This is a genomic window from Dokdonia sp., from assembly GCF_039945015.1.
Taxonomy (GTDB): domain Bacteria; phylum Bacteroidota; class Bacteroidia; order Flavobacteriales; family Flavobacteriaceae; genus Dokdonia.
Window position 1 is genome coordinate 80,231 of record NZ_JBDUXP010000026.1, and the last position, 25,249, is coordinate 105,479.

At 34.4% G+C, this 25,249-nt stretch carries 24 protein-coding genes; 1 reads left to right on the forward strand and 23 read right to left on the reverse strand.

Annotated elements, in window-relative coordinates; all coding sequences use genetic code 11:
* Positions 1–76: 76 nt before the first annotated feature.
* Positions 77–745, reverse strand: a complete 669-nt coding sequence (locus ABJD27_RS19110; RefSeq protein WP_348171846.1) for an MIP family channel protein — start codon at positions 743–745, stop codon at positions 77–79.
* Positions 746–916: 171 nt separating this feature from the next.
* Here ABJD27_RS19110 and ABJD27_RS19115 point away from each other — a divergent pair, with 171 nt between their 5' ends.
* The gene (locus ABJD27_RS19115) at positions 917–1,762 is read left to right on the forward strand and encodes a DUF2911 domain-containing protein (RefSeq protein WP_348171843.1); all 846 of its coding nucleotides are present in this window, start codon (positions 917–919) and stop codon (positions 1,760–1,762) included.
* A 132-nt stretch (positions 1,763–1,894) separates the two neighbouring features.
* Here the strand turns inward: ABJD27_RS19115 and ABJD27_RS19120 are convergent, their stop codons facing one another.
* The 22 genes from ABJD27_RS19120 to ABJD27_RS19225 form a co-directional block, all read right to left on the reverse strand.
* Positions 1,895–2,353 carry an OsmC family protein gene (locus ABJD27_RS19120; RefSeq protein WP_348171840.1) on the reverse strand — a complete coding sequence of 153 codons (459 nt, stop codon included), beginning with the start codon at positions 2,351–2,353 and terminating at the stop codon, positions 1,895–1,897.
* Between the two features lie 122 nt (positions 2,354–2,475).
* The gene (locus ABJD27_RS19125; RefSeq protein WP_348171838.1) at positions 2,476–2,943 is read right to left on the reverse strand and encodes a hypothetical protein; all 468 of its coding nucleotides are present in this window, start codon (positions 2,941–2,943) and stop codon (positions 2,476–2,478) included.
* 80 nt (positions 2,944–3,023) lie between these two features.
* Positions 3,024–4,079, reverse strand: a complete 1,056-nt coding sequence (locus tag ABJD27_RS19130; RefSeq protein ID WP_348171835.1) for an AraC family transcriptional regulator — start codon at positions 4,077–4,079, stop codon at positions 3,024–3,026.
* Positions 4,080–4,145: 66 nt separating this feature from the next.
* A complete protein-coding gene (locus tag ABJD27_RS19135; protein WP_348171832.1) occupies positions 4,146–5,852 on the reverse strand; it encodes a sodium:solute symporter in 1,707 nt (568 codons plus the stop codon).
* A gap of 113 nt (positions 5,853–5,965) precedes the next feature.
* Entirely contained in the window at positions 5,966–8,497 is a 2,532-nt protein-coding gene (locus tag ABJD27_RS19140) for a PIG-L family deacetylase (protein ID WP_348171829.1), read from the reverse strand.
* Positions 8,498–8,612: 115 nt separating this feature from the next.
* On the reverse strand, positions 8,613–9,146 hold the full coding sequence (locus tag ABJD27_RS19145; protein WP_348171826.1) for a hypothetical protein: 534 nt from the start codon (positions 9,144–9,146) through the stop codon (positions 8,613–8,615).
* A gap of 63 nt (positions 9,147–9,209) precedes the next feature.
* Positions 9,210–10,169, reverse strand: coding sequence for a septum formation inhibitor Maf (locus ABJD27_RS19150; protein WP_348171823.1), 960 nt, complete (start codon positions 10,167–10,169; stop codon positions 9,210–9,212).
* A 33-nt stretch (positions 10,170–10,202) separates the two neighbouring features.
* Positions 10,203–10,790 carry a Maf-like protein gene (locus ABJD27_RS19155; RefSeq protein ID WP_348171820.1) on the reverse strand — a complete coding sequence of 196 codons (588 nt, stop codon included), beginning with the start codon at positions 10,788–10,790 and terminating at the stop codon, positions 10,203–10,205.
* Positions 10,780–11,700, reverse strand: coding sequence for a geranylgeranylglycerol-phosphate geranylgeranyltransferase (locus ABJD27_RS19160; RefSeq protein ID WP_348171817.1), 921 nt, complete (start codon positions 11,698–11,700; stop codon positions 10,780–10,782). The genes ABJD27_RS19155 and ABJD27_RS19160 overlap by 11 nt, the downstream gene beginning before the upstream one ends.
* Before the next feature lie 172 nt (positions 11,701–11,872).
* The gene (locus ABJD27_RS19165; protein WP_348171814.1) at positions 11,873–12,535 is read right to left on the reverse strand and encodes a type II CAAX endopeptidase family protein; all 663 of its coding nucleotides are present in this window, start codon (positions 12,533–12,535) and stop codon (positions 11,873–11,875) included.
* A gap of 10 nt (positions 12,536–12,545) precedes the next feature.
* On the reverse strand, positions 12,546–14,258 hold the full coding sequence (locus ABJD27_RS19170; RefSeq protein WP_348171811.1) for a hypothetical protein: 1,713 nt from the start codon (positions 14,256–14,258) through the stop codon (positions 12,546–12,548).
* A 31-nt stretch (positions 14,259–14,289) separates the two neighbouring features.
* Positions 14,290–14,934: a hypothetical protein gene (locus ABJD27_RS19175; protein WP_348171809.1), complete on the reverse strand. Its 645-nt coding sequence runs from the start codon at positions 14,932–14,934 to the stop codon at positions 14,290–14,292.
* A 65-nt stretch (positions 14,935–14,999) separates the two neighbouring features.
* Positions 15,000–15,524 (reverse strand): hypothetical protein, encoded by a 525-nt coding sequence (locus ABJD27_RS19180; RefSeq protein WP_348171806.1) that lies wholly within the window; start codon positions 15,522–15,524, stop codon positions 15,000–15,002.
* 104 nt (positions 15,525–15,628) lie between these two features.
* Positions 15,629–15,991, reverse strand: a complete 363-nt coding sequence (locus ABJD27_RS19185) for a four helix bundle protein (protein WP_348171803.1) — start codon at positions 15,989–15,991, stop codon at positions 15,629–15,631.
* Positions 15,992–16,071: 80 nt separating this feature from the next.
* Complete coding sequence (locus ABJD27_RS19190) at positions 16,072–16,371, reverse strand: hypothetical protein (RefSeq protein WP_348171800.1); 300 nt, start codon at positions 16,369–16,371, stop codon at positions 16,072–16,074.
* Between the two features lie 55 nt (positions 16,372–16,426).
* Positions 16,427–17,665, reverse strand: coding sequence for a DUF6638 family protein (locus ABJD27_RS19195; protein WP_348171797.1), 1,239 nt, complete (start codon positions 17,663–17,665; stop codon positions 16,427–16,429).
* A 310-nt stretch (positions 17,666–17,975) separates the two neighbouring features.
* On the reverse strand, positions 17,976–19,937 hold the full coding sequence (locus ABJD27_RS19200; protein ID WP_348171794.1) for an AAA family ATPase: 1,962 nt from the start codon (positions 19,935–19,937) through the stop codon (positions 17,976–17,978).
* 3 nt (positions 19,938–19,940) lie between these two features.
* Positions 19,941–20,993, reverse strand: a complete 1,053-nt coding sequence (locus ABJD27_RS19205) for a hypothetical protein (protein ID WP_348171791.1) — start codon at positions 20,991–20,993, stop codon at positions 19,941–19,943.
* Positions 20,994–21,193: 200 nt separating this feature from the next.
* Positions 21,194–21,664, reverse strand: coding sequence for a hypothetical protein (locus ABJD27_RS19210; protein WP_348171788.1), 471 nt, complete (start codon positions 21,662–21,664; stop codon positions 21,194–21,196).
* Positions 21,665–22,038: 374 nt separating this feature from the next.
* Positions 22,039–23,388, reverse strand: a complete 1,350-nt coding sequence (locus tag ABJD27_RS19215) for a microtubule-binding protein (RefSeq protein ID WP_348171785.1) — start codon at positions 23,386–23,388, stop codon at positions 22,039–22,041.
* A gap of 488 nt (positions 23,389–23,876) precedes the next feature.
* Positions 23,877–24,404, reverse strand: a complete 528-nt coding sequence (locus ABJD27_RS19220) for an HAD-IIIA family hydrolase (protein WP_348171782.1) — start codon at positions 24,402–24,404, stop codon at positions 23,877–23,879.
* Positions 24,388–25,152 (reverse strand): DUF2520 domain-containing protein, encoded by a 765-nt coding sequence (locus ABJD27_RS19225; RefSeq protein ID WP_348171779.1) that lies wholly within the window; start codon positions 25,150–25,152, stop codon positions 24,388–24,390. The genes ABJD27_RS19220 and ABJD27_RS19225 overlap by 17 nt, the downstream gene beginning before the upstream one ends.
* Between the last annotated feature and the right edge of the window lie 97 nt (positions 25,153–25,249).

Below are 25,249 nucleotides of genomic sequence, written 5' to 3' on the forward strand. Positions count from 1 at the left end.
ATAAGAAAGTTAGGCAAATTTTATAGAAGATAGGTCGATATCATTAGGAAGACATAACGTTGATAGTTACTTTATATTAACAATCGTCATCACAACATTGCTCATCTTTGACAAGTTTACAACTTACAACAGCAAGAAGCGCTCCTATAAATGGGGCAGTAAGGTATAGCCACATAGGTTCCCATTTTCCTGAGAAAATTGCAGGTCCAATAGAACGCGCAGGATTCATGGATGCATTTGTCATAGGTCCTGCAAACATAGCTTCGAGTAATACAATACCACCAATAGCAATACCCGCGACAACACCTATTTCTTTAGCTCCTGTTGATACGTTTATAATCACTAGCATTAAGAAGAAGGTGAGTAAAATTTCTAAAACAAAAGCTTTATAATGATCAAAACCAACGGCGGGAACGGTACTTCCCAGAGATTCGCTTTCAGGGAATAAGAACCATAACATTGCTCCAGCAAGTATAGCTCCTACTACTTGTGCAATAATATACTTTGGCACTTCACGCCAGGCAAACTTTTTTGCATATGCAAAAGCGACAGTAACGGCAGGGTTAAAATGAGCTCCTGAAATATCTCCAAAAGCATAAATCATTCCCATAACAATTAATCCCCACGTAATAGCTACGCCAGGATGTGTTACAGCTCCGTTTGTAATCTCATTAACGGCCATAGCTCCACAACCACAGAAAACCATAGAGAACGTACCAATAGTTTCGGCGATATATCGCTTCATATATTTTTTAATTTTTAACAAAGATACGTGTTGTGATATTAAGATTTTGTTAACATTTGATAGATGTGGGAATGGTATTTTTGTAAGAACATTAACGCTGGAGTTTATACAGTGATATCAAACTACAAAAGCGTATATAGTCATATAACTCTTTTTAAAACTAAAATTATTATGAAAAAATTACTCCTTATTGCAGCGATGGCTCTATTTACATTAGGATCATATGCTCAAATCAACACACCGGCACCAAGCCCATTTGCAAAAATGGAACAAGTTGTTGGATTGACAGACGTTAGCTTAGAATATTCAAGACCAGCAATGCGTGGAAGAACTATTTTTGGAAACTTAGTTCCTTACGGGAAAGTTTGGAGAACAGGAGCAAACCAAAGAACTAAGATTACGTTTTCTACTGATTTTACAGTAGGAGGAAAAGAACTTAAAGCTGGAACATATGCTATTTTTACAAAGCCAGAAGCTACATCTTGGACAGTATATTTCTATACAGAGTACCAAGGAGGTGGAGCGCCAAGTGAGTGGGATGATTCAAAAGTAGCTGCTATGGTAAAAGTACCAGTACAACAAATGCCTATGGACATTGAGTCATTTACAATGACGTTTGATGATCTTAAGAGCGATGGAGCAAACCTTGGCATATTATGGGAGAACGCATATGTAGGAATCCCTTTTGGAGTTCCAACTGATAAGACGGTTTCTGCTCAAATAGAAAAAGTAATGGCTGGACCAGGTGCAGGAGATTTTTATGCTGCAGCTGTATATCTTTCTGATAATGGAAAGGATATCAATAAAGCTAAAGAATATATGGACAAAGCAATGTCTATGATTGAAACACCTCGTTTCTGGCAGTTGCGTCAGCAATCTCTTATACTTGCTAAAAGTGGAGATAAGAAAGGAGCTATCAAAGTTGCTAAAGCGTCACTTGCTGGAGCAAAAGAAGCAGGAAATACAGATTATGTTAAGCTTAATACTGATTCACTTAAAGAATGGGGAGGGCTATAAGTCATCTTTATGATTTAAGAAATATCTTACTATAAGAAAAACGCCTTCGATCATCGAAGGCGTTTTTTGTTTTAATGAATATGTTCTGTATTATAAATTATATTTCTTTAGTAGATATAGAAATCTTAATTATTAGATACTCCAAGTACTAACGATGTTACAACCACCTGATCTAAGTAATCCTAAAATAGGGCAACGATTGTCTACTTTATTTCCAAGTTCTTTCACTTGTTCTTGTGTTACATCACCATGTACAGTTGCTTTAAAACGTACTTCTTTATAGCTTTTTTCTGAGGTATCAGTAACACCCATAAAGCTAGATAGATCCATGTCTATTTCTAAGGTTATATCAATCTTGTTGATCGTTATACCTAGCTCTTCGGCTACTACTTGGGCTTGTTCATTTTGGCATCCAGCTAGAGAGGCTGCAAAATACTGCATAGGATTTGCGCCACTATTGGTCCCACCTTCTTCTGTAGGTTCGTCAGTTTGTAACACCCATTCTGTATCTGTAATATTTATTGTGGTTGGCCATCCATTCCCTTGAGCTGTGGCTTTAAAAGTCTCTACATGTTGATTTTCTTGTGACATATTTTTAGATTAAAAGATGAGTTATTCAAATATCGTTACTTAAATAGTCGTATAAGTCAATGGACTTTACTCTTTTTTTTATAACTGTCGTCTTAAGTATCTTTTTTAAGAATCAATGATTCTTATGAGTTTTGAATTTTTTGTAAAATAGTAATGATTTGCTTTCCGTGTTTTGTTCCTACAAAGAATTCTGTATTCCTATTTTTTGTTTTGATTAATAATGCAGTACCAGGTTTTGTATTAAAGAAAGTGCCTCGTAAACTTATTCTATATCCTATACCTGCATACCAAGGTAATTGTACAATCTCTGCGGTAGATAGATCAAGGTCTTGCACAGGAATTTGCCTCTTAATCCACCCTATACCAAATTTGACACTAGCTAATTCTGTATCTATTGTAATTTTCATATTATATAAAATCAATATTGGAAAAAATATAATACTGGCTAATAAACCACCTGCACCCCAAGAGGGAATAGGATTATTTCCTAATCCGAAAAAGGTAGATAAAATGATGAGTATGGTAATGACACTAAAAAAAATAACAAACCAATACATGTGTTGCGTTTCGGTATATTTTATTTGTTTCATACATATTTATTTTCAGAAAACTATTTATAATACTTACGTAATGCTTTCTAAATTTTATTCCTGCATACATTCTAAAAACACTAAAGAGTATACTTTTTTGATTTGAAATCGGATGGCGTTACGCCTGAATAATGTTTGAAAAATCGAGAGAAATGATTAGGTTCTTCAAAACCTAGTCTAGATGATATAGAGGTAATGCTTTCCCCTTCTATAAGCATTAATTTTGCTGTATTTATAAGCTCTAATCGTATTAACTTACCAAGCGAAGTGTTCATTTTTAGTTGCACTTTTTCTGATAATGTTTTTATTGAGGTATTCATTTTGTTAGCATAGAATTCAAGTGATCTTTCCTTAGTGTGGTATTCTTGAAGTAATTCTATGATATTCTGAGTAAATAGATCTTTATTTTTATAATCAAAGTTTTCTCTAAATTGTTTAGGAGTCTGTCCTGTTGAGTTTTTAAAAACGCGATTAAAATATGCGTCATCTTTAAAACCAAGATCATAAGAAATTTCTTGAATATTTTTATCGGTAAATGCAATTTCTTTTTTTCCTTCTTTAAGTCTTTTTGCACTTAACAGGTGTTTAACCGACATGCCTATTTTATCTTTTATTAGAGTTTGTGCATTATACCCTCTATCATTAATTAAACTGACCAAATCAGCACTTGTAAGATGATGTGCATACTCTGTATCGATAATGTCTTTTGTGTCAAAAATAATCTGATATTCTTCTTTATTGGCCTTAAATGGATTTTGCCAATACCACTGCTTTGAAGAAACATCAATAATATTAGAAGAATCTTCGGTAATTACAGATTTAGAGAGAAATTCATAGCATTCTTCACACTCCATTAAATCAATATATCCTAGAGAGATAAGGTGTTTAAATAAAACACGTACATTATCACTATAAAACTTCGTTTCGTTTGAAAATTCGATTTTACGAACAATAAAGTTATCAGATAAGAATTTGATGTATTGTCCTTTTTCTAAGAAAATAGCCTTCTCTTGCCAATCAAAATAATTTTCAAAATCAACTTGGATACTTCCTTTTCCAGAAAGGATATGAATTAACGTATGACTTTCTATAAAGTATACCTTATTGATTTCTGGAGAAAATTTTTCAACGTTCAATGTCGTAGTATTTACTGATGAAATAGGTTACAATATACTGTTTTGTGTTAATATTTTTAGCACATTTTATACATTTTCAATAGATGGAGTCTTATGAGAAGGAGATATTATTTGTATAAGTACAGCAATTCCCATCACAAGAGCACAACCAAATAGGTTGAGCCATAGGTATGGCATCCAATCATTGAAATACCCAATAAGTACAATAACCTGAGTGATAAGTGCGGCAACAAATACAGCATTACTACGCACATATTTAATGAAAAATGCAAGTAAAAAGATTCCTAAAATGTTACCATAAAAAATTGAACCTATAATATTTACAAGCTGAATTAAATTTTCAAAAAGACTAGCTGTACATGCAACAATGATAGCAAGTATTCCCCAAAGTAATGTAAACCCTTTTGTAGCTTTTACATAATGTGCATCTTCTTTTTCACCTACATTACGTTTGTAGAGATCAATGGCTGTGGTGGCACCTAATGCGTTAAGTTCTGACGCGGTAGATGACATAGCAGCAGAAAGAATTACAGCGAGTAATAATCCAATAAGCCCTTTTGGTAGGTTGTTTAAGATAAAATGAATAAAGACATAATCTTTATCATTATTTTCTACTGTGTCGTTTGCTTTTTCTATAAGTCCTTTTGCTTCAGCCCGTAATTCTTTATCTACCCTTTCAAACTTGGCAATATAAGATAGTTGTTCTCCATGTTCTTGATAAACATCATTATTTGGATCTTTCGCAAAATTGTATGCAGCTCCTTTTTGGTATTTCTGATTTGTTTCTAGTCGTTTTTCTAGAGCTTTATATTCATCAGCATATTCTGATGCATACACAGCTTCTGTAGCAATTGGGTTAAAGTTTAGAGGAGTTGCATTAAACTGGTAAAAAACAAAGACCATAACTCCTACAAGTAGGATAAAGAATTGCATTGGTATTTTAAGAATACCATTAAAAACTAATCCAAGACGCATCTCACGTATATTTTTTCCAGATAAATAACGTTGTACTTGACTTTGATCTGTTCCAAAATACGAAAGCATTAGAAATGTTCCTCCTATAATTCCACTCCAGACGGTATATCTATTATCCAGATCAAATGAAAAATCTAACAATTCCATTCTATCTCCTGCGCCAGCAATGCTCAATGCATCTGTAAAAGAGATTTCATCTGGCAAGTAATCGAGAATTAAAAAGAAAGCAATAAACATCCCAATAAAAATGACTGCCATTTGTTGCTTTTGAGTAACACTCACGGCTTTTGTACCACCAGAAACAGTATAAGCAATAACAACAATCCCAATACCTATATTAAGTAGTGTGAGATCCCACCCTAGTACTGCCGAGAGAATAATAGCGGGCGCATAAATTGTAATTCCTGCGGCAAGACTACGTTGAATTAAAAATAGAATAGCAGCGAGCGATCTTGTTTTGAGATCAAATCTACTTTCTAAATATTCATAGGCAGTAAATACTTTAAGTCTATGGTAAATAGGGATAAAAACAAGACAAATGATCACCATAGCAATTGGTAATCCAAAATAGAATTGGACAAACCCCATTCCGCTATAAAACCCTTGTCCTGTAGTAGACAAGAATGTAATAGCACTAGCTTGGGTAGCCATAACTGATAATCCTACAGTCCACCATTTTGAGGTGTTACCACCTCGTATATAATCTTCGACGTTTTTGCTTCCTTGTGTTTTATAAACACCGTAAAGCACAATAAAAACCAATGTTGCTCCAAGAACAATCCAATCAATAATTTCCATATTAAGCGTATTGTTTCATTAAGAAGAAAAATAAAATAAAATATACCAGATTTGCAATTAAGACAACGGTATATGATTTTTTCCAAGCATATTTTGGTTCGTCACTCATCGTATTATCCTTTAATTTTTTGAGTTTTTTCTTTCCCTAATGACAGCATATTTGCAAAGATGCGATACGCTCCAGAAACACCAGCAGGAAGTTCTCTAAAGAAACTTAATCCTGTGTAAATGTAATGTCCTTCTCCATATGGGGCAACCAATAAACTTCCATCTTTAGGAGTTTCTCCTTTATCTTGCATAGATAAAATAGGAGTGTACTCATCAGACCACTCATTTGGGAAATATAATCCACGTTCTTGTGTCCATCCTTCAAAATCTTTTTGAGTAATTTTATTTGGGAAGTTCATAAGTGGGTGATCCTTTGCAAGAATTTTTACATCACTATATTCATCAGTAACACGATCTCGAGAGAGCTTCATAGGATAAGGAGGTCCCGTTTTAGTACTTGCCCATCGACCACTTGTATTATATTGTACAATCATAGTACCACCTTCTTTTACATACTCTAGTAAAGTAGGTTGTTTACTTTGTAATTCATCTATTACATTATAAGCACGTATTCCTACAACAACTGCGTCAAATTGTGCTAATCTTTCTTTCGTAATTTCTTCAGGCTTAATAATAGCGACTTGATATCCTATTTGTTCTAGGTTTTGAGGAACTGCATCACCAGCTCCTTGAATATAACCTATATAATCTCCTTTACGTTGTATATCTAGACGTACCACTTTTGCTTGTGCAGGTAGAAATAGTGATTGTAAAGGGATATGGCTATAATCTATTGTTACGAGTTCTTTATCATAGGTTGTAGCTCCTATTTTTATTTTTGGTGTGATTACGCCTTCACTTTGTTGTGAAGGAGGCGTTACTATAAAATCAATGATTTGCTGTTCTCCTTTTTTTGCAATGGTGATAGTTACATTTTTTGGTGATACAGTCCAATTACTAGGAATGTCTAGAGAAAGTGTTCCGGATAGTGCATCTTTATGTGCCGTTACTGTAACGGGTATTTTCTTTGCATCTGCATTTGAAAAGATGAGTACTTTATCTGCAATACTAGCAGACGCCTCAGGGACAATTTCAAAGTATTGATATACTTCTCCTTTTACACGGTCATTGTATTTATAAACGATTGGTTTTTCAAAAGTGATGGATACTCCAGAAATCATTATTTCAAAAGAAGCCGTATTTACTCTTGGAGTTTCTGGTTTTCCTATCAGCTTACGATCATCAACGCGGTACATTCCTAATGTTCCAGGGTTCTCTAACCAATAGGCATTTGTAGATGCGATATCATTTGTGATAGATAATGTACCCTCTCCTTTGTATCCTATATTGTTTTTAAGCTCACTAGAAACAGTTACTTTTTTTCCTGTAGGCAATGTCACATGTTGAATGGTCATTCCTATAGGACTTCTATTAATTCCTTCTAGTTTTATCGTTACTTCTTCTCCGGTAGTTGCTGTAGGTGTATTTGCAACAGCTTCTAGATATAATCCAGAACAAGCAGCAATTAGGTTTTTAATTTCTTTACTCTTGATTGTTTTCCAGTGTTGATCATCTAGTTTTTGAAGTTCGGTATATGCTTTTACAAGCTCAGGAATACTTTTTGCAGGATGCGCCTGATCAAAATTTGCTTCTACAGATTTTAAAAGAGTAGCAACCGTAGCACTTCCTTTTACACGCCCCCAAGAAGTATCGATTCCTTCAAAGACATCATTGTTTGTTGGCATGGTACCACGTAACAATTCAAAATACGTGTCACTAGTACCACGTGTTCCTGTATTTCCAAATCCTTGTGATTTATGCTGACTACGACTTAGCGATGAGATTTCTGTATTTGACAAGCCATATCCAGGATAATAGGTACCTACATCTACTTTTACAAGGTTGGATTTGTCCGCTTTCGCGAAAGCTTCTCTCCCTCCATAAAACCACCAACTAGTATTAAAGAATTGACGCGTTGGTTGCCAAGTGTCAGTATACTGTAATTGGTCTGCATATTTTGTAGGATCATTTACAAGATCAAATGCTTCTACACTAAGCATCGCACTAGAAGTATGATGTCCATGTGTTGATCCTGGTGATCTATGATCAAAACGGTTTATAATGACATCTGGTTTGAAGGTACGTATTGCCCACACAACGTCACTTAATACCTCATCTTTATTCCAAATAGCTAGCGTTTCATCTGGATGTTTTGAGTACCCAAAGTCATTGGCTCTTGTAAATCGTTGTTCGCCTCCATCAGTAGCACGAGCGGCTAGTAACTCTTGTGTGCGAATCACACCGAGTAACTCACGTAATTCAGGTCCTATGATATTTTGGCCTCCATCACCACGTGTCAATGATAGATAAGCTGTACGTGCTTTTACTGTATTTGCAAAATAAGATATAGCGGTTGTGTTTTCATCGTCAGGATGTGCCGCTACATATAAAACAGTACCTAAGAAATTCAACTTTTTAATATCTTCATAAATTTCAGAAGCTGTTGGTTTCTTTGGTTTTAATGTAATTCCTTGTGCATTTATTTTCGCGCAAAGCGAACAAAAAAGTATAGCAAAGACAAAGGTAATTCTACGCATTTTGTGTGGTGTATTGAGTACACTCAAATATAACCAAAATGCGAGTGAGCAAAAATCCTTTAAAGTTTCTTTAACAAAAAGGGAAATTTGGATAGTAATATCTTTACGAGAAGCATTAGAAATTTATCCTTTTAATAGGGTTCCCCCATCCACTATGTTCAGAAAACTTAGAAAATTGAAATTTATTTATATCTGGAATCTCTTTTAATACCGATATGGCTATTTTATGGACATCTAAAGTAGACGCTAAAGTTGTTGGGCTATATTTTTGGGTTCCCCCATACAGATTACCTATCCCAATTTCAATAGTATTCTCAATTAAAAAAATAAACTTTTCATCAGCATTTATGTAAAAAGTTTTGAGTTCATAAAATGCTGTTTCTGTTAATAGTTTATAATCTGAGGGAAAATTTTCTGGATGAGGATCTAAAATATTTGAAGGGTCTAAATCACTTATTTTTTTCTCCCAAAGATCGAGTCTTTCTGATGTTGTAGCTTCCCAAAGTGTATCTACTAACATAACCATATATTGATTAACAATATTATTTTCGGTTAAATAATTCTCAATACAATTTATACCAAAAGCCAGCCTTCCTCTAATAGATATTTTTTTAATCTTACTTTCTAAAGTTGTTTGGAAAATTTTCAATCGATTATTTTTAGGTTAGTTATATGTAAAAGTAATCAAAACAACCACCTCGATTTACCTGTATTATTCCAATCCAAGATCTGTTCTTAATCCAGCATCAGCATTACTGTTCTTAGACCAATATGGGCTTTTGATGGTTTTGATGCGTGTTGCTTTTGTAGTGAGCTCTTTTGCGTTTGATCCAAAACCACTTTTAAATGATTCTTCCCAAGCTTCAATAGTATATGGGAAAGCTTCGGAAAAATTGATTGTTAAAGAACGATTGAGTTCAGGATATTCTAGTGTATACGTAGTAGCTGTTAGGGTCCCTTTTGCATCATATGCTTTTAAAGGAACGTGTTTCATACGTGTAAATGAAAAGTCTGGAATCGCTTTAAAATTTCCTGTTGGCAACGCTTTTGGATCTATACGGAGTTGTGCCCATAATTCGTTTTCTAAAGTCGCTTTTGGGATAGAAAAACTTTTGTCAGCCTCTCCTTCAAAGTATGAATGTGACTTAACTTCAAAAGTGTCATGATTATTGATTTGTGCATATTGATGTCCACACCATTCTTGCATACTTTGAGATACCTTTAAGGCGTGCTGCTCTTTAAAAACAGGATAGAAGGTACTGGTCATTACCGAGTATGGATAAATACCAGTATTGAAATTTTTAGTAGCATTTACTTTTAAGACTGGAATGTTGCTTTCATTCTGACGATCTGCTTTTACCTGTATTTCAGGAAGGAAATCTTCAGTAACAAAAATGAGAGCAGCAGTGCCATCACGTAATTCGCCATAGCGAGCTTGTTCAAGTTTATATGATGAAATTTCTGCTTTTCCTTCATACCAATAATCTTTAAATTCTTGAGAAACATTTCTGTTTTTTGTAGTCTCTAAGATACTATTTGCTACAGGCATAGTGTTAGTGTCTGTAGATTCAGAATTGCCTTTACAATTTGCCAAAAGAGCAATAAGTGCAACAGCAATCATTAAGAAATAAAAAATGCGATCTAGTTTGAATAATTTACGAGGGAAAGACATAGCTTCTAGTTTTACGATAAAATTACTAAAAACTTAGGATGTAGCAAGGCTTATTAACGTTTCGTAAACTTTATGTGTTGGTAACCCCATTACATTAAAATAAGATCCTTCTAGACGTGTAACAGCAATATACCCGAACCATTCTTGAATCCCATATCCACCAGCTTTATCGTAGGGCTGAAAGTTGTCTATATAGTGATTGATCTCCTCATCTGTAAGCGATTTAAAAGTGACTTTTGTCGTGTCATTAATCGTAATTTGTGTATTAGGAGACGTAAAGCAAACACTTGTGATGACTTCATGAGTATGACCAGAAAGACTTGAAATCATGTGAAATGCTTGATCTCGATCTTGTGGTTTATTAAGCGCTTTATCATTAAACCATACAATAGTATCACTTGTAATAAGAATATCATGACTCTGTAAGGTATTAAAAGCAGATGCTTTTAATTGTGCTAGATGATCTGTGATTTCAGTTCCTTTTAAGTGATTAGGAAAAATCTCATCTATAGGTTTAAGCTCAATAGTAAAATCTAATCCAAGTTCTTTAAAAAATAATTGTCTACGTGGAGAGCCGGAAGCGAGAATGATATTTTTATGCTGTAATCGTTTAGATAGCATTATGTATGGTATGTGATATTAATGGAATAGCCATAATGCCAATAAGCATTGCTATTTTTAAAATAAGTGATAATCTAGTAAACTGACTTTTTTTATCAGCTTCCCAGAGTTGTGTAGAGACATATCCTAGAGGTGCAATGACTCCAAAAAAGAGAACGGCTACAGTGATCTTATGATCGTATAAGTATGTAAATGTATACCAAGAAATAAGAGTGAGTGTTATAAGTCCAATTATAGATGCAATACGTGCTGTTCTTTGTGCACCAAGTATAACTGGTAAAGTGCGGTATCTGGCTACGTGATCTCCTTGGATATCTTCTACATCTTTTGTGATTTCTCTAATAAGGTTTATTAAAAATGCAGCAACCGATATATCCTTAATGAATCCTAAAAGAAACATTTTAAAATCACCATCAAAATCATTATCAATAGGGAATAACTCAAACATACCTACAATCACAATAGAAATTGCTATCGTAAAACTAACAATAACATTACCAATTAGTGCTTTCTTTCTAAAGAATCGAGAATATAGATATAAAGCGAGTGCAGTACCTGCAAAAATTAAAAAATAGAGGGGTTCATCTACTACAGCAGATAACGTAAAGCCAAAACCTATCCCCACAAACGTAAGTAGGTAATATATGAATTTTGCACGCTTAGGGTCAATAGAAACACCTATTGTTCTACGTTTAGGCTTATTTATTTTATCTGCGGTAACATCAATAATATCATTGATAATATAGCCTCCCGCAGCTATAAGAACAGTTGCTAGGACTAAGAAGAGGAAGCCTAACCAACTTAATTTTAACTCAACGTCAAAAGGTTTAAAAAAACCATATCTAATAACACATTGCATAATGACAAGCATCAATAAATTTGGTAAGCGAATAAGACGTAAATAGTTCACTGTTTTGTTTAATATGATATTAATGTTAAACAAAATAACGTAAATAAATCACAGTTATGAAAAAACTAATGAAATTTTAACGTGTATAAATAGTCAATCTTTTTAAATAGCATCCTTTTTAAGGAAATAGTCTGACCTAATCTAAAAAAAACAACTGCTTACTTTTTTGAATTTACATGATGGTCGCCATTAAATTCCAAAAAATGTGAAATATAATTGAAGGTCCTAGTGATTTAGATTTATAATACAATATTCCAGAAAGTAAACCTCCAAAAAATGTTAGATAAAACAAGTGCCAATCCTGAAGATATTCAGGTGAAAAGAAGTCTAAGTAGGGCGCATGAATAAAAGCAAAAAGAATTGATGCGGTTAGAATAGCAACTATTGGAAACGTTTTTGATTGTAAGTTTTTTTGAATATAGTCTCTAAAGAACAATTCTTCTCCAATAGGAATTAGTAAAATAATAGCTATATAGTTAATATTTAGAAGATTACTTAATCCATCAAAATTATAAGTTATATAATATGCTGTATTAAATAAAGAATTATATACCCATTTTAGCGGCGTTTGGACAAACACAAAAGAATTGCCTATTATAAAGGCAAATAAATACCATTTATAATGTGTTTTTCTAATAAGTCGTTTGAACTTATATCTTCTTATAAAGTATAAATATAAAAGAACAATAAGTAATTGAAGAGTTCCTTGAATAAGGAGGTAATAATTTAAATAATCCTCTATTTTAAATACCTCTATTATATAAAACCAACTCCCAATAAGTTCTATGACTATAATGTAAAGGATTGTAGCCAGAATCGCTTTAAGTATATTCATAAGTTTCCTACTATTTTATAATAGTATCCAGAACCACTTCTTTTACTTCTTGAATCACAGAATCTGCTTTTGTTTCGATTGTTTCTTTGAGTGTATTTTGTGTTGCTTCTATAATAGAAGTCAAATCTCTGGAGCCTTCCATATCTATTTCCTTTTTAGTAGGATACAGATCTTCATCGGTAAGTCCTTCCGATTTTTTCCAAGTTTCTCCCAATTGTTTTAAGATGGTATCTTCCCATTGAGAAGGGTGTTTTGCATCTACCCAAATCACATCACGATACTCTACATCAATTAAGGCAAGATCTGGTGTGGCAGCACCATCAAACTTCTTACTATCATCACGCTTGGCAGCAACAGTACTAATCACAAACATGCGTTTACGACCCCCTATCTCTTTGACAAAAGGACGAAACTCAACGGGTTTATTGACAGACCAATCATACTCTTTGCGAGATTCTACTACTTTTAAAGGCATTGCAGAAACCCCAGCGAGACCTTCTTTTTTTACCGCATGATTATAATAATAAAGCTTGTCTGTCCCATCGCCAGGAATTAAAACACTAAATGATAAACTCGTACGCTCTTCTCCTATAGGCTCTAATCCAAACCAATGGTACAAACCACTATAGGCTTGCGTCTCTATACCGCTCCAATTAAAATCGGTCACAAATGGTTGTTGATTTTCATCATCGGCAAGGTCTGGTATTTTTACAGCCGTTTCCATATTCCAAGGTAATGGATCTGTAAATCCACCAAGAAACTGTAATGACTTCGCTTGTAATCGTGATACCTTTTCGCTTAACGTGTTTTGCTTTGTTAAGAATGGATAGTCCTGAGTCTTAGAAGGAGGGACGTACGTTCCCTTTCCTATAGTAATACGCTCTAAATAATCTGTAACAGAATGTTCTCCAGCTTCGATAATCATCACTCCTCCATACGATGGATATGGAAAGAAGAATCCTTTCCACTTAATGAGATTAACAACCTGCACCCATTTGCCATCGTCATTCTTCATATAATACACTTGGCTAGGCTCTAGCGTAAATAACTGAAAGAAATTAAAACGCTGTACAACGGCATTGTATGTATTTCTACTAAAAGCCAAAGACTCTCCTATAGAAAACGTTACAGGAATTCTATTTTTATCAGCAAAACGAGGAAATGGTGATGTACTTTCTACCGTAAAGAGTTCTTCTGTATTGTCATTCATACGTTGGAACATATACTCCTTTGCAGGTTGTACCGCCATCGTCCATTGATTTACGGTATCGATACGCACCAATTGAGGAGGAGAGACTTCTTGTGTTTCACCTATAGACTCATACGCCATCGTTACAATATTATTATACGGCTGGATACGCTCGTTTTGTGTAAGCGGTAATTCGTGTATCTCAACGAGATTTAAGTTATTATAAACATTATACGTTTGCATATATTGATACAAACCAGTTTTCCATCCAGCAAACCATAAGATGCCAAAGAATGCGGCAATCCCTACTAGGTATAAGATTCGTTTTCCTATTTGTGCGCTTGCGCGAAACTTGCGCAACATAAACCATAAGAAAACAAGACTTATCAATATAATGAAAACATACTTACGTAAAAATAATAACGCAGGCTGATAATCATCTCGCAAGAAAAATAATAGCAATACCAACGCAATCGCACTGATGATCACAATACGTTTTTGTTTTCCTCCTTTTTGCCAATATGATTTTATCATAGTTTTTGTTTTGATTGGTTGGTGTGTTCTTTTAAAAACTGTTTTCTAATACGACAATTCTTTTGTGAATGTAATTATCAAAATCCGGATTATAATATAATATCCCTTTTGCAAATCGATTACTAGCCATAATACCAGATGCCTCTTTCACTCGAAAAAAGTTTTTCACAAGGCTGTCTCTGTCTTTAATAGCGTACAATGCTCGCATATATTTTCCAATAGGGTTTGCTACATATATACTATCTGGTTCAGGAATTGCAATTTCTTTATTAAGAGAAGTAGAAGGCGGAGGCGGGATATATAAATCAGGAATACCTTCTATCTTTTGGTGTAAAGGTTCTTTAGTATACAATTCTTTATATAATGAACTTGCTCTAAAATTTTCTAGTGACTTCTCAGATTGATATACTACTAATATAGAATCATTACGTGTGTCTTGATCACTTATATCTTTTAATAACTGTGTATATGCTTCTGTCGTTGTAAGATCTGAATAATGTTTATGTAAATGATCTTCAAATTCTTCTATAAGAAGGTCAATCATAGCAATATTTTCCTTACCAAGTTCTTGTTGAAATAGAACAATATTAGGATCTATACTCTTTTGCGCACAACTTGAAAGAAGCACAAAACTAGCAATACTTAGAAAAATAATATGTTGTTTTTTAATATTCAAGTTCTTTAATTATCTGCTTTCGCGAAAGCGCACTCTTTATATTTTTAATTTTTATAATCTCCAAATTACTTAATCATCCCCTTATCCTTAAAGCGATCCCTAGCACTTTTTTTAGGCGCTTCTTCTTTAGGCGTTTCTTTGGTTGCCGTAGGTGCTGGTTCTTCCTTAGATTCAAACGTTTCTTTTACATCTTCTGTAAACTCGTTCACCAGATCTTTCCCTTTGTCAAATACCTTTTCAAAGTTCTCCTTCTTAGTACTATTCTTTGCAAATAAAAATGCAGAAGCGATATATGTTCCAATCAATGTCCCTACAATTGCTGAAACAAAGTATTGAACAAAAGCTTGAATAGGAGTCGCAAACTGTAGAATAATAGCGGCTATTATAAATAATAAACTCACATATACAAGGCGCATTAAAAAGGGTTGTAAGTGTATAAAACCTTTACGATTATCTGGTTTCATTTGTAACTCATCATTATGAGTGAGCTTATTGATAAACCGATAGATTGCATTGCTTTTAGATTCTCTCCAATACAACACGATTCCTAAAAGGATAGAAAGAACAAATATGATGATTTCAAAAGTCATTTTTTATAGATTAGAAAGTGTTAGTATTCTCTTATATGTAGTGTTTATAGGCTTTTTGTTACTGTTTTTTAAAGATATTAGAAAAAAGAGTAGAGAGCAGAGGCCTAAAATTTTAGGTTATTTTGAAAACCCATGGTCATTCGTTGCCACTCAGTTATTTTTTCTTCTAAACCTTCTACAGTTTCCTGTTTAATATATTTTTTATGTTTTGCGATGAGTAGTTGTGTTCCCAATTCAAAAGAGGAACCTAGCGCAATATCTATAAAATGGTTAAACGATTTATCTGTTCTAGCCGATCCTTCAGAGATATTACTAGGTATGGAAATAGAGCATCTACTCATTTGAGAAGTCAAATCATATCTTTCATGTTTTGGAAACTTTTCTATTTGGTCAGAAATTTCTTTTGCTATTTCTAAACCAACTTTCCAAATTTTTAGATTCTTATAATTATGTCTTTGTCTACTCATCTCTTTTCTCTTTTCTCTCTTCTCTCTATTCTTTTTTCTTTTTACATCAAGAATTCTTTTCTTAAAATCAAAGGATACTACTAGTAACCAAATACACTCATCAATAATGGGAAACCTCCAAAAAGCAATATTCCAATGGCAGCAATCCAAAACTGATAATTCCTCTTTTCTTTCTTAACGAGACTTAAAATAATGAATAATAAACTTAACACTAATAAAAGTGTTGCGACAAGACCAAGTCGTAAAACTACCTCTCCAGTGTTGTGATTTGTATTAAATAAACTAGCGGAAGTGGTTAGTAGGTAAACGGTTATGATATTTATAATGATAATCCATATCATAAAATGGAATGCCCACTTTTTAAAATTAACCTTATCCATGATTATTTAATATCCCTTTTTTACTCATCTTTCCTCTCTATTCTTTTTTCTGTTATCAAGAATTTTCTTCCTGAATAAGTTGAATCACCCAATCCTTATACGTTTCTGGCCATGTTGTATACGCCTCATAAAACTGTGCTTTATCATACCAATATAAGTGCAAAGGATCATTAGGTTGAATCTTAATTAACAACTTCCAAATCAAATCTGCTTGTTCTTCCTCTAGAGAAGAATGTGGTTGATGTAATGCTTTATAGTAAACAGTGTCTATATACTCTTCTTGTTTTATCTCTTTGTTAATGATACTCTTCTGGAAGAATAACTCCACACCATTCAGTTGTTTCTGAATGTCAATATCAAGTTGTGTGACATATTTTTTAAACAGAAAATGACTATCCAGAATCTCTGTATATGGATGCGTTGTCTCGCTAGATGCTTTTACAAAACGATGTTTCTTGATACGATCAAAACGTTTAGACTTTGAAGCCTTTTTAAGATCACCATCTATTACAAGATGACTCGTTAAGGTGTCCATAAGCTCATCGTGATCTTTATGAAATAACGTTACGTCGTGTCCAGTATCTGCAATCGCTTTATCATACACTGCCTTATCTTCAAAAATCATAATGTCTGTAATAAAATCTTTTAAAACAAACACACCTCCAAAAGCACGTGTGTAAAAAGAACTCACCTTTAATTGCATAGGATCTATAGCCAACTTACGATGGCGTAAATCCCCAAAAGTCTTTGCACTTGTAATTAGTTTTTTATGTAGTTCACGATTGATGAAATTATTCCCCTTTTGAAATTCTGTGATCAATTCATTTTGCGCTGCCTGTTTTTCATCTAACTGATCTAACAGATCAAAAGTAACGGTAATCGTATCATATCGTAACAGATCAAAAGGATCATAAAACGCATCTATCTTTTGATCGATATGTACACAAATAGCAGCATCTTTGGTAATATCTCGTATGGTTCTCACATTGGCAGTAAAGACAGCTTCCATAAGATCTCTATCAAAACTATGACTCGGCATTTGTACCGGTTTATACCGTTGTTCTGGAGAGATGATAATTGCATTTGTATTGGCCTCCCCCATGTTGAGGTAATAATTATCTCCTTTTTCGATAGCAATTTCAGGACTCCATCCCATCGCATCTATCGCAAAATTAGTGAGTGAAGTAGGAGAGACCCCAAGCATAGCAAGACAGTCGTTATAGCGTTGTGCTAGCGATCCAGATACGGGAACCAATGCTCCTCTAAATAATCCTGCTTCTTTTAATTTTTTCATTGTTCATGTCCGCGAAAGCGGATATCTCATGGTTATTAAATTCTAATCTTTCTTAGTACGCTTTCGCGAAAGCGGACTCTTGATATTCAAAATAGAGTAGTGCTCTAATTTAGAATGTTACTCTATTTCTATTCTATATTTCTTTTAAACTCGGTAATTTCGATACAATTTTCGCGAAAAGCGAAAACCACTCAATCACCTTACTTTATTTTAAATCAACAATCGTTATTCATGATACGCTTTCGCGAAAGCGAACTATTTAAAGTCTATATTCTCTTCTCTCTCCTCTTTATTCTCTATTCTTTTTGAGTTATTCCCCACTTTCAAACTGACGTCTCGCTTCCAGTTGTACATTCATATCATGAATACGACTATCTACTTTACGTTTAAAATCAGTGTCGGCAATGGTAGCAACATTATCTAGATAGCGCACTACTTCCTGGCGACGTATGTCTGAGAAGTTCAGTCCTTGCATGTTTTGTTTCATCAAGTCTTGTAACATCACCAGTTTACTGTCATAATCCTTTTTAAAATACGCTGTTGGATCATCAAACCATTGCTCAGGTAGATCAAAATCTGTAAGACGCAGCGAGATGGCACTCTGAATATTACGGATATCTCTCGAAGAGAAAAACGGAAATGCTTTCTGAATCTGCTTATACAACTCAGCAAAAAATAAATGCTCTGTATGTTTATGTTTGGAAGCTACACGCTCATAAATCTCTAGGACTTTGGCTTCGGTAGGCTTTTCACTTTGGTTGAGGATTTCTCCTAAATTCTTTGCAAGACCTTGTTCACTTAAGAAAGTATATTTTTCAGGATCAGTCATATTTACAAAGTCAGGCATCGACTTTTCTAACTTGTTCCACCAGATGTAATCTTGATCTATAAAATCAGGAATCGTACGTGCTCCATCTATTTTAAAACGACCTTGCACACGTGAGATGACTGCTTTGTCCAGCATTTCAGGAAGGTTGGTAAATAATCCGATAGAACTATTTCCGTAATTAATAGCATAGGCTCCTTCTGTGTATCTCAGAAATACGCCAATCACTTCTTTAACTCCAGCAGATACACCTTGTGCCGTACGCTCTTGTAAATTATTCTCTGCATCATCGATAGGCGCAAAGATCAATTTTGAAGGATCTTGCATCGGTTTCATCCATTGTACCATTTTTTCGGCAGATCCTCCTTGGAAAGTAGAGATCAGCGTATCTGGCATCGGATGAAATAAAAACGGAATGTCGAGATGATCACAATGTTCTTTTAATCGTGTAGCAATTGCCGCAATAAGCATGGATTTTCCTGTTCCTGGGATTCCATATCCCATAAAGACAGGCATAAAACCACCCAATTCTTGAAACGGATTTTGCTTTGCTTCAAAATCATAACTTAACATCCGTTCTGTAAGACGACGTGCAAAATGTTTTGCATCACGATTTCCTACAATCTCTTCAAATTGTATTTTATTAAACTCAACACTTACCGCAGTTCCTTCAAAAACGTTTTCCCATCCAGAAACTGCAAATTCGCTTTTTTCTAGTTTATACGTTCTATCGGTAACCGTATCTGTATATTCTAAAGAACCGATACGTTGCTGTATCTCACTAATGATGGCTTCAAAGAAAACCACCGTAAAGTCCAATACATCAGTATCAGATTTTATAACATCTGGATGACTTAGGTATTTGTCATAATAAAAAAGCATACAAGAAATTCCCTTAAGCGGACTCAAAAAAGAGACCTCAGGAATACCCGCAAATTTGTTTTTCATGACACTGAGATCGTCAGAAGCAGCTTCTTTAATGTCAAATAATATTCTATACGCAATCCCGTGTAGCATAAATGCGGTAGCGGTATGCATTTTTGATTCGTACTCACGTCTTCCTGTAGTATCTAGTGAAGATCTACGCTCATTAAGTGTAGAAAGTCCAGAAGCATCTGTGTAACTATCCTTCAACCAGATTCCCATAGTGATTCCTTCTTGTAATGCAAATAATGCCTGATTAAGATGCAGCGGAATAGCAACAGAGTCGGGAAGGAGTCGCTTTTTTAGCGCAAGAATCGTTTTAGAAACCGATGTGACATCGGTGCCTCCAGAACCATTTGCCTTAGATAAATATAATAAGATAGATTCATCCTTTTGATTCTTATCACGGCGTTGCGCTTTACTTCCTTGTTCCCATTGTACTCCTTTAAGGTAGGAAGTCGCTTCATCACGAAGGGTAGCAAGTTCAGTTAATTTTATAGGAAATGTTGTGTTGTGCTCCATAGATTATAATTTAAGTGTTGCAATTTCGATAGGATCTCTTGTCAGTCCGTAGACTTTATCAGGGATCTTATCATATAGTAATTGCATCACTCTGTGTGATGTAAATAGATAGTTTTCTGGTCTTTTGTTCTCCCAAACTTGAAGGTGTTGTTTACTGAAAAAGCCTCCTTCTGTCATGCTGTCTTTTGATGCAGTTTCATTAATAGATAATGAGACTGCATAGGCAGAAAGGTCTAGGCTTTTATCTACAATAGATTGTAAAATGGCATGCGTAACTTGCAATTCGTCTTTTGCAAAAACACTATGTATAGGACCAAGGTCTATTTTCTTAATTTTTTTAGGTAATACATTAACTAATTTTTTATCGATAGCATATGCCATACTATCAAGAGTAATACTACGATCTGCTGTAGTTTCTAAGACTTTATAAATCTCATCGATATAGTTTTCCATAGCTACTTTGTAAAGATCAAAATACATAAAACAGATAAAGGGTCTATTGTGCCCTACGTCATAAAACGCCCAACTTACCATATACTCTGTCTCAGATGAACTAGCTGTTTTAATCACCTTTCCTTGGATGTATCTTTTAAATAAGAACTGACTCTCAACAGAGGTGTAGTATACAATAGACGAGGCTTGATGTAGTTTCTTGTCTGAAATAGGTTCTTTGTGCTTTAAAAGAATTTCTAGAAACTCATCCTTTAAGGTTTCTACCTCAGGAAGTTTTTGAATGTATTCATTCTTAAGTTCCATATCGTTTACAAGATATCGAAACTCCGAATAGTTAGGAAGTCCAGATTCTGTAAGATCGACTTTCATTTTTTCTTCATCGTCAAAAAGATATTTGACTCTAAAAGCTTCGAGTGTATAGGTCAATAAATCACAATACTGCTTTACATAGGTAGTCTCAGATGGGCTACATATTTTTTCTTCCTTAATGGCTTTGACAATTTCTGCAAAAGCGTGTTTTACAATTTTAAAATACACCTTGTATTGCTCTTTGGTTTCTAAAGTAGCACTGTCTAGTGGTGTTATGATTTCGTTTATGGGCATGTAAGAAGTAAAATATTATTGGTGTTGTTTATCAATTATTGTATTAATTAAGTTTTTGTTTTTTAAACGGGATGAATTTTAAAATAAACCCCAAACCAATTGCACATAGAGCCCCAGAAAGTGTGGTCAATATATTATTGTCAGTAAAAAAAGATGTCGCTATTCCAATAAGCATTATCCCGATTCCTATACGTTGTGTTTTATTCATATATTTTTTTATGTAGTCTGTCTAAAAAAGTTCTTGGACCATCACTCTGATACTCCCAGTTTATTAAAGGCTCAGGAATCTCTTTAAACCAATTATCATAGGTTTGATCAACTTTCATTAGCCACTCATAGGTGTAATCTCCAAAGACTTCAAAAGAAGCATGAATCGTTGCATCATACCAATAGAGTTGTTTTAAAATAGCTTCAAATTTTTCTAACCAAATATGCCATTCATATTCTAACGTTTTATAACTCGCACCAAAGGTGATAATTTGGTCTCTGAAAACTCCTTGTTTGTTTGGAATTGAGAACATACTTCTATTAATCCAAGGATATTCGGAATCGTCATTTTCAGGCAGTGAATTAATAATACTCTTATTTAATTCGTGTAGTTTATAATAATCGTCGCCGGCTCTTCCAAAAGCACCGCAAATGTGACCATATATAATAGTATGATGCGCCATGGTTTTGTATAAAATATGTTTATAGATACTCTACTTTGATGTATTTAGTATACGCTTTCGCGAAAACGTATACATTTTAAAACAATGTAGGAATAACTTTAAAAACACACCCCTCAATCCCCTCTTTCTAGAGGGGAGGTTTTAATACGAGGTGCTTTTATGCTTTAAAATAAACTGAATAGTATGTGCGATCTCTCTTGCTGTCGAGATGACTGAAGATTTCAAGGACACCTATCTTACGTCTATTTTCTATATTCTTTTCTCTTTTTGAAATCAACAATTGGTAATTTCGATACTATTTTCGCGAAAAGCGAAAATCATTCAATCACCTAACATCGTTTTAGACGTTCAACAATCAAAAATCAACAATCAGATTATCCTAAAAGATCATCATCGCCAGCATCATCTTTCTTTTCTGGAGTAGGTTCGCCATCATCACCAGAAGGTGCATCTCCGTCTGAAGCATAATACTCTTCAAAGATTTCTTTCATGTCAATACCATAACGGTTTGCAAAATCTTTCTGAATATTGGCATCCTTCTCCCGAATTTCTTGCAATGACTCTGCATAACTACTATACACACCTTGCATTACTTTTTCATGTACTGGGATGTTGTCCATCATTTCCTGACGTGCTTTTGCACTAGCGGTATGCATAGAAGCAAGTGTCTGTCCAATGTGCTCATCTGTTTTTACACCTAAGTGTTCTAGGATGGCAGCAAATTCTTGATCGGTACGTGCTTTTAATGCTACTACATATCCATCATAGTACTTTAAACGTTCATCAGTATCACTTTTCAGTTTTGCTCTGTGCGTTTGTAGGTTACTACGTAGGGATGTCAATACTTTAATCGTCAGGTTATGCTTGTGTACAAAACTATCTTTACTGGCAGCTAGTGTTGTATATGCATTTTTAAGACCTTCTAATTCTTCTACTTTTTGCTCTATAATTGTCACCTTCGAAATCGCTTCAGAGTAATCTGTAGATTGCTTATCTGCTACTTCTTCTAGTGCTTGACGTGCTTGTTTAAGCAGTGCATATTGCTCTTCTAGTTTGTCTTCGGTTTCTTTTTTCTTCTCAAGCGCTTTGTTGTGATTCTTGCTAGCCTCTACAATAGCTACTTGAAGTTTGTCTTCTACTTCTTTAATCTCTACCTCACGATCTTTAAGACGTGTTACGGCTGCTTGTGATTTATAAGAAAGTTCATTGAGTAGTGTTTGAATATCTGCCGACTCAATACGTTCTTGGAACATTTGCTTCGCCTTCATGTCTGCCCCATCACGTATTTTTTGTTTGGCAGCAAGTTCTTCTACTTTCTTTTGAATTTTTGCTTTACGTCCCCAAAGGTTATTCCACCAGTTGTCCTTTACATTTTCTGCATCTTCAAGTTCGATCTTTGCACGCTCTAACCCTTTTTGAGCATCATCTATTACTTTTTGCTCATTGGCATTCAGAGTAGAGAATTTCTCAAAAATGATTCCTACCTCATCTTGGTAGTCAGTAAGGTCTTTGATGGCATCAAGAAGGGATGTTCTGTCTTTTTCTGCCATGCCTACAACATCATCCAAGGTCGCATTTAGTATTTTCTGACGCATTTCTGGGTCATCTTCCTGAGCAAGCTTAGATTTCATAGTATCTACAGCTTTACCCCAGTTAACATCTACCTTTTCGGATTCTTGTTTGGAAGCGTCATTGGTTTCTAATAAGTCAAAATCATCAGACATAAGTATGGCAAGTTTTTATTGTTGGACATAAAATCAATGATAATTTAAAATAGACGTAACAATTCGTTTCTATTGCACTCATATTTCAACATAAAATAAAACCGTAGCTATGGCTATGCTTTCATTTTCTATTTCATCTGAGTATTCTATAATTCAAATTGTTTTAAGTCCATTTCAAATCATAATTAATTTGAATTAAATTGGATGTTCAATTTCGGTAAAAAAATTGATTTACGGAATTCCTTTTTTAAAAGCTTTATTTATTAGTGTCAAAAATCGCAAATTGTTACACAGCATGGGGGATTACACGTTTTTTTAGGAACGTATACTGCTGTTTTTTAGGTGGTTTTCGCTTTCGCGAAATCCCTCTCTGTCCTTTGGACATCCCTGCTTTTGCCTGCAGGGATGTCTCCCAAGGGGAGAGAATTAATTAGATCATGTTACATACGATACCATATATAACTATTTTTCTACCTCAAAATTAAACCCTAATGTGCTCCTGCATCAAACTCTCGCATCCATTTGCCTTGTACTTTAAGTACTTGCTCGATGACATCACGTACACACCCTTTTCCGCCATTTTTATGTGAGATGTATTTAGACACTTCTTTAATTTCCTTTACAGCATCTTGAGGGCAAGCAGGTAAGCCTACCATGTTCATTACTGGGTAATCTGGTAAATCATCTCCCATATATAAAATGTTCTCAGATTGGAGATTGTTGGCTTTTATATACGCTTCGAGCTGCGTTACTTTATGATGTGCTCCCAAATGGATATTGGTAATGCCAAGTCCTTGTAAACGAATACGGACGCCTTCATCGGTGCCACCAGAGATAATACATACATTATATCCTTCATTAAGTGCTGTTTTTAAAGCATATCCGTCTTTTACATTCATCTCGCGATGCATTTGACCATCGGAGGTTATTTTAAGTGTACCATCTGTAAGAACGCCGTCTACGTCAAAAATAAATGTAGTAATCTGATGGAGGTATTCTTTATAACTTTTTTCCATAATGTGATATAATCGATGCGGTGAGTGTATTATATATTGATTTGTGATCTTCTTCTTGAAGCATGTCTAAATGCTCTTTGATAACTTCTTTATCATTGCGTTTTGCAGGCCCTGTTTGTACATCACTAGGAGCATGGTCTATTGCTTTTTGTGCTGTTTTTTCTAGTAAAGCATGTAATAATTCAAAAGGAATATTGTCTTTCTCGCAAAGTTCCTGAGCAATGGTATAACAGTGATTTGTAAAATTATTGACAAATACTGCTGCAAGGTGTGCTTGTTTGCGTTGATGACTATCTATCGTATGTACTTTTGTGCTAAATCGTGTTGCTAAATTGTATAATCGTTGTACATCCTCTTCATAAGAAGCTTCTATACAAATAGGAATCGCAGAAAAATCTACGTGATCATGTTTAGAAAAACTCTGCAATGGATAAAAAACACCTTTGCGCTTTTGAGGGATACGATCTATAGAAACACTACCAGAGGTATGAACAATGAGCGTGTCCATTTCTGGGATTTGAGAAGCTACTCTTGTAATCGCGTCATCTGCTACCGCAATTATTGTAATGGAAGCTTGCTTAAGTTCTTGAATAACTACAACTTCTTTGGTAAGATGTTTAAATCGTTCTAGCTTTTCTTTGGAACGTCCAGCAATTTGAAGTAGTATACATTCAGAATTCTTTGCCAAGTGATTTGCCAAGTGCCAAGCAACATTTCCAGTCCCGATAATATTTATAGTAATCATCATGGTAAAAATAGTGCTTTTTCCTGTGTTGATGTCCTGCCTTTGATACAATTTGTTACCTGCTTAGGCTAACTTCCTCAGATTGTCCTTTTTATTTGAA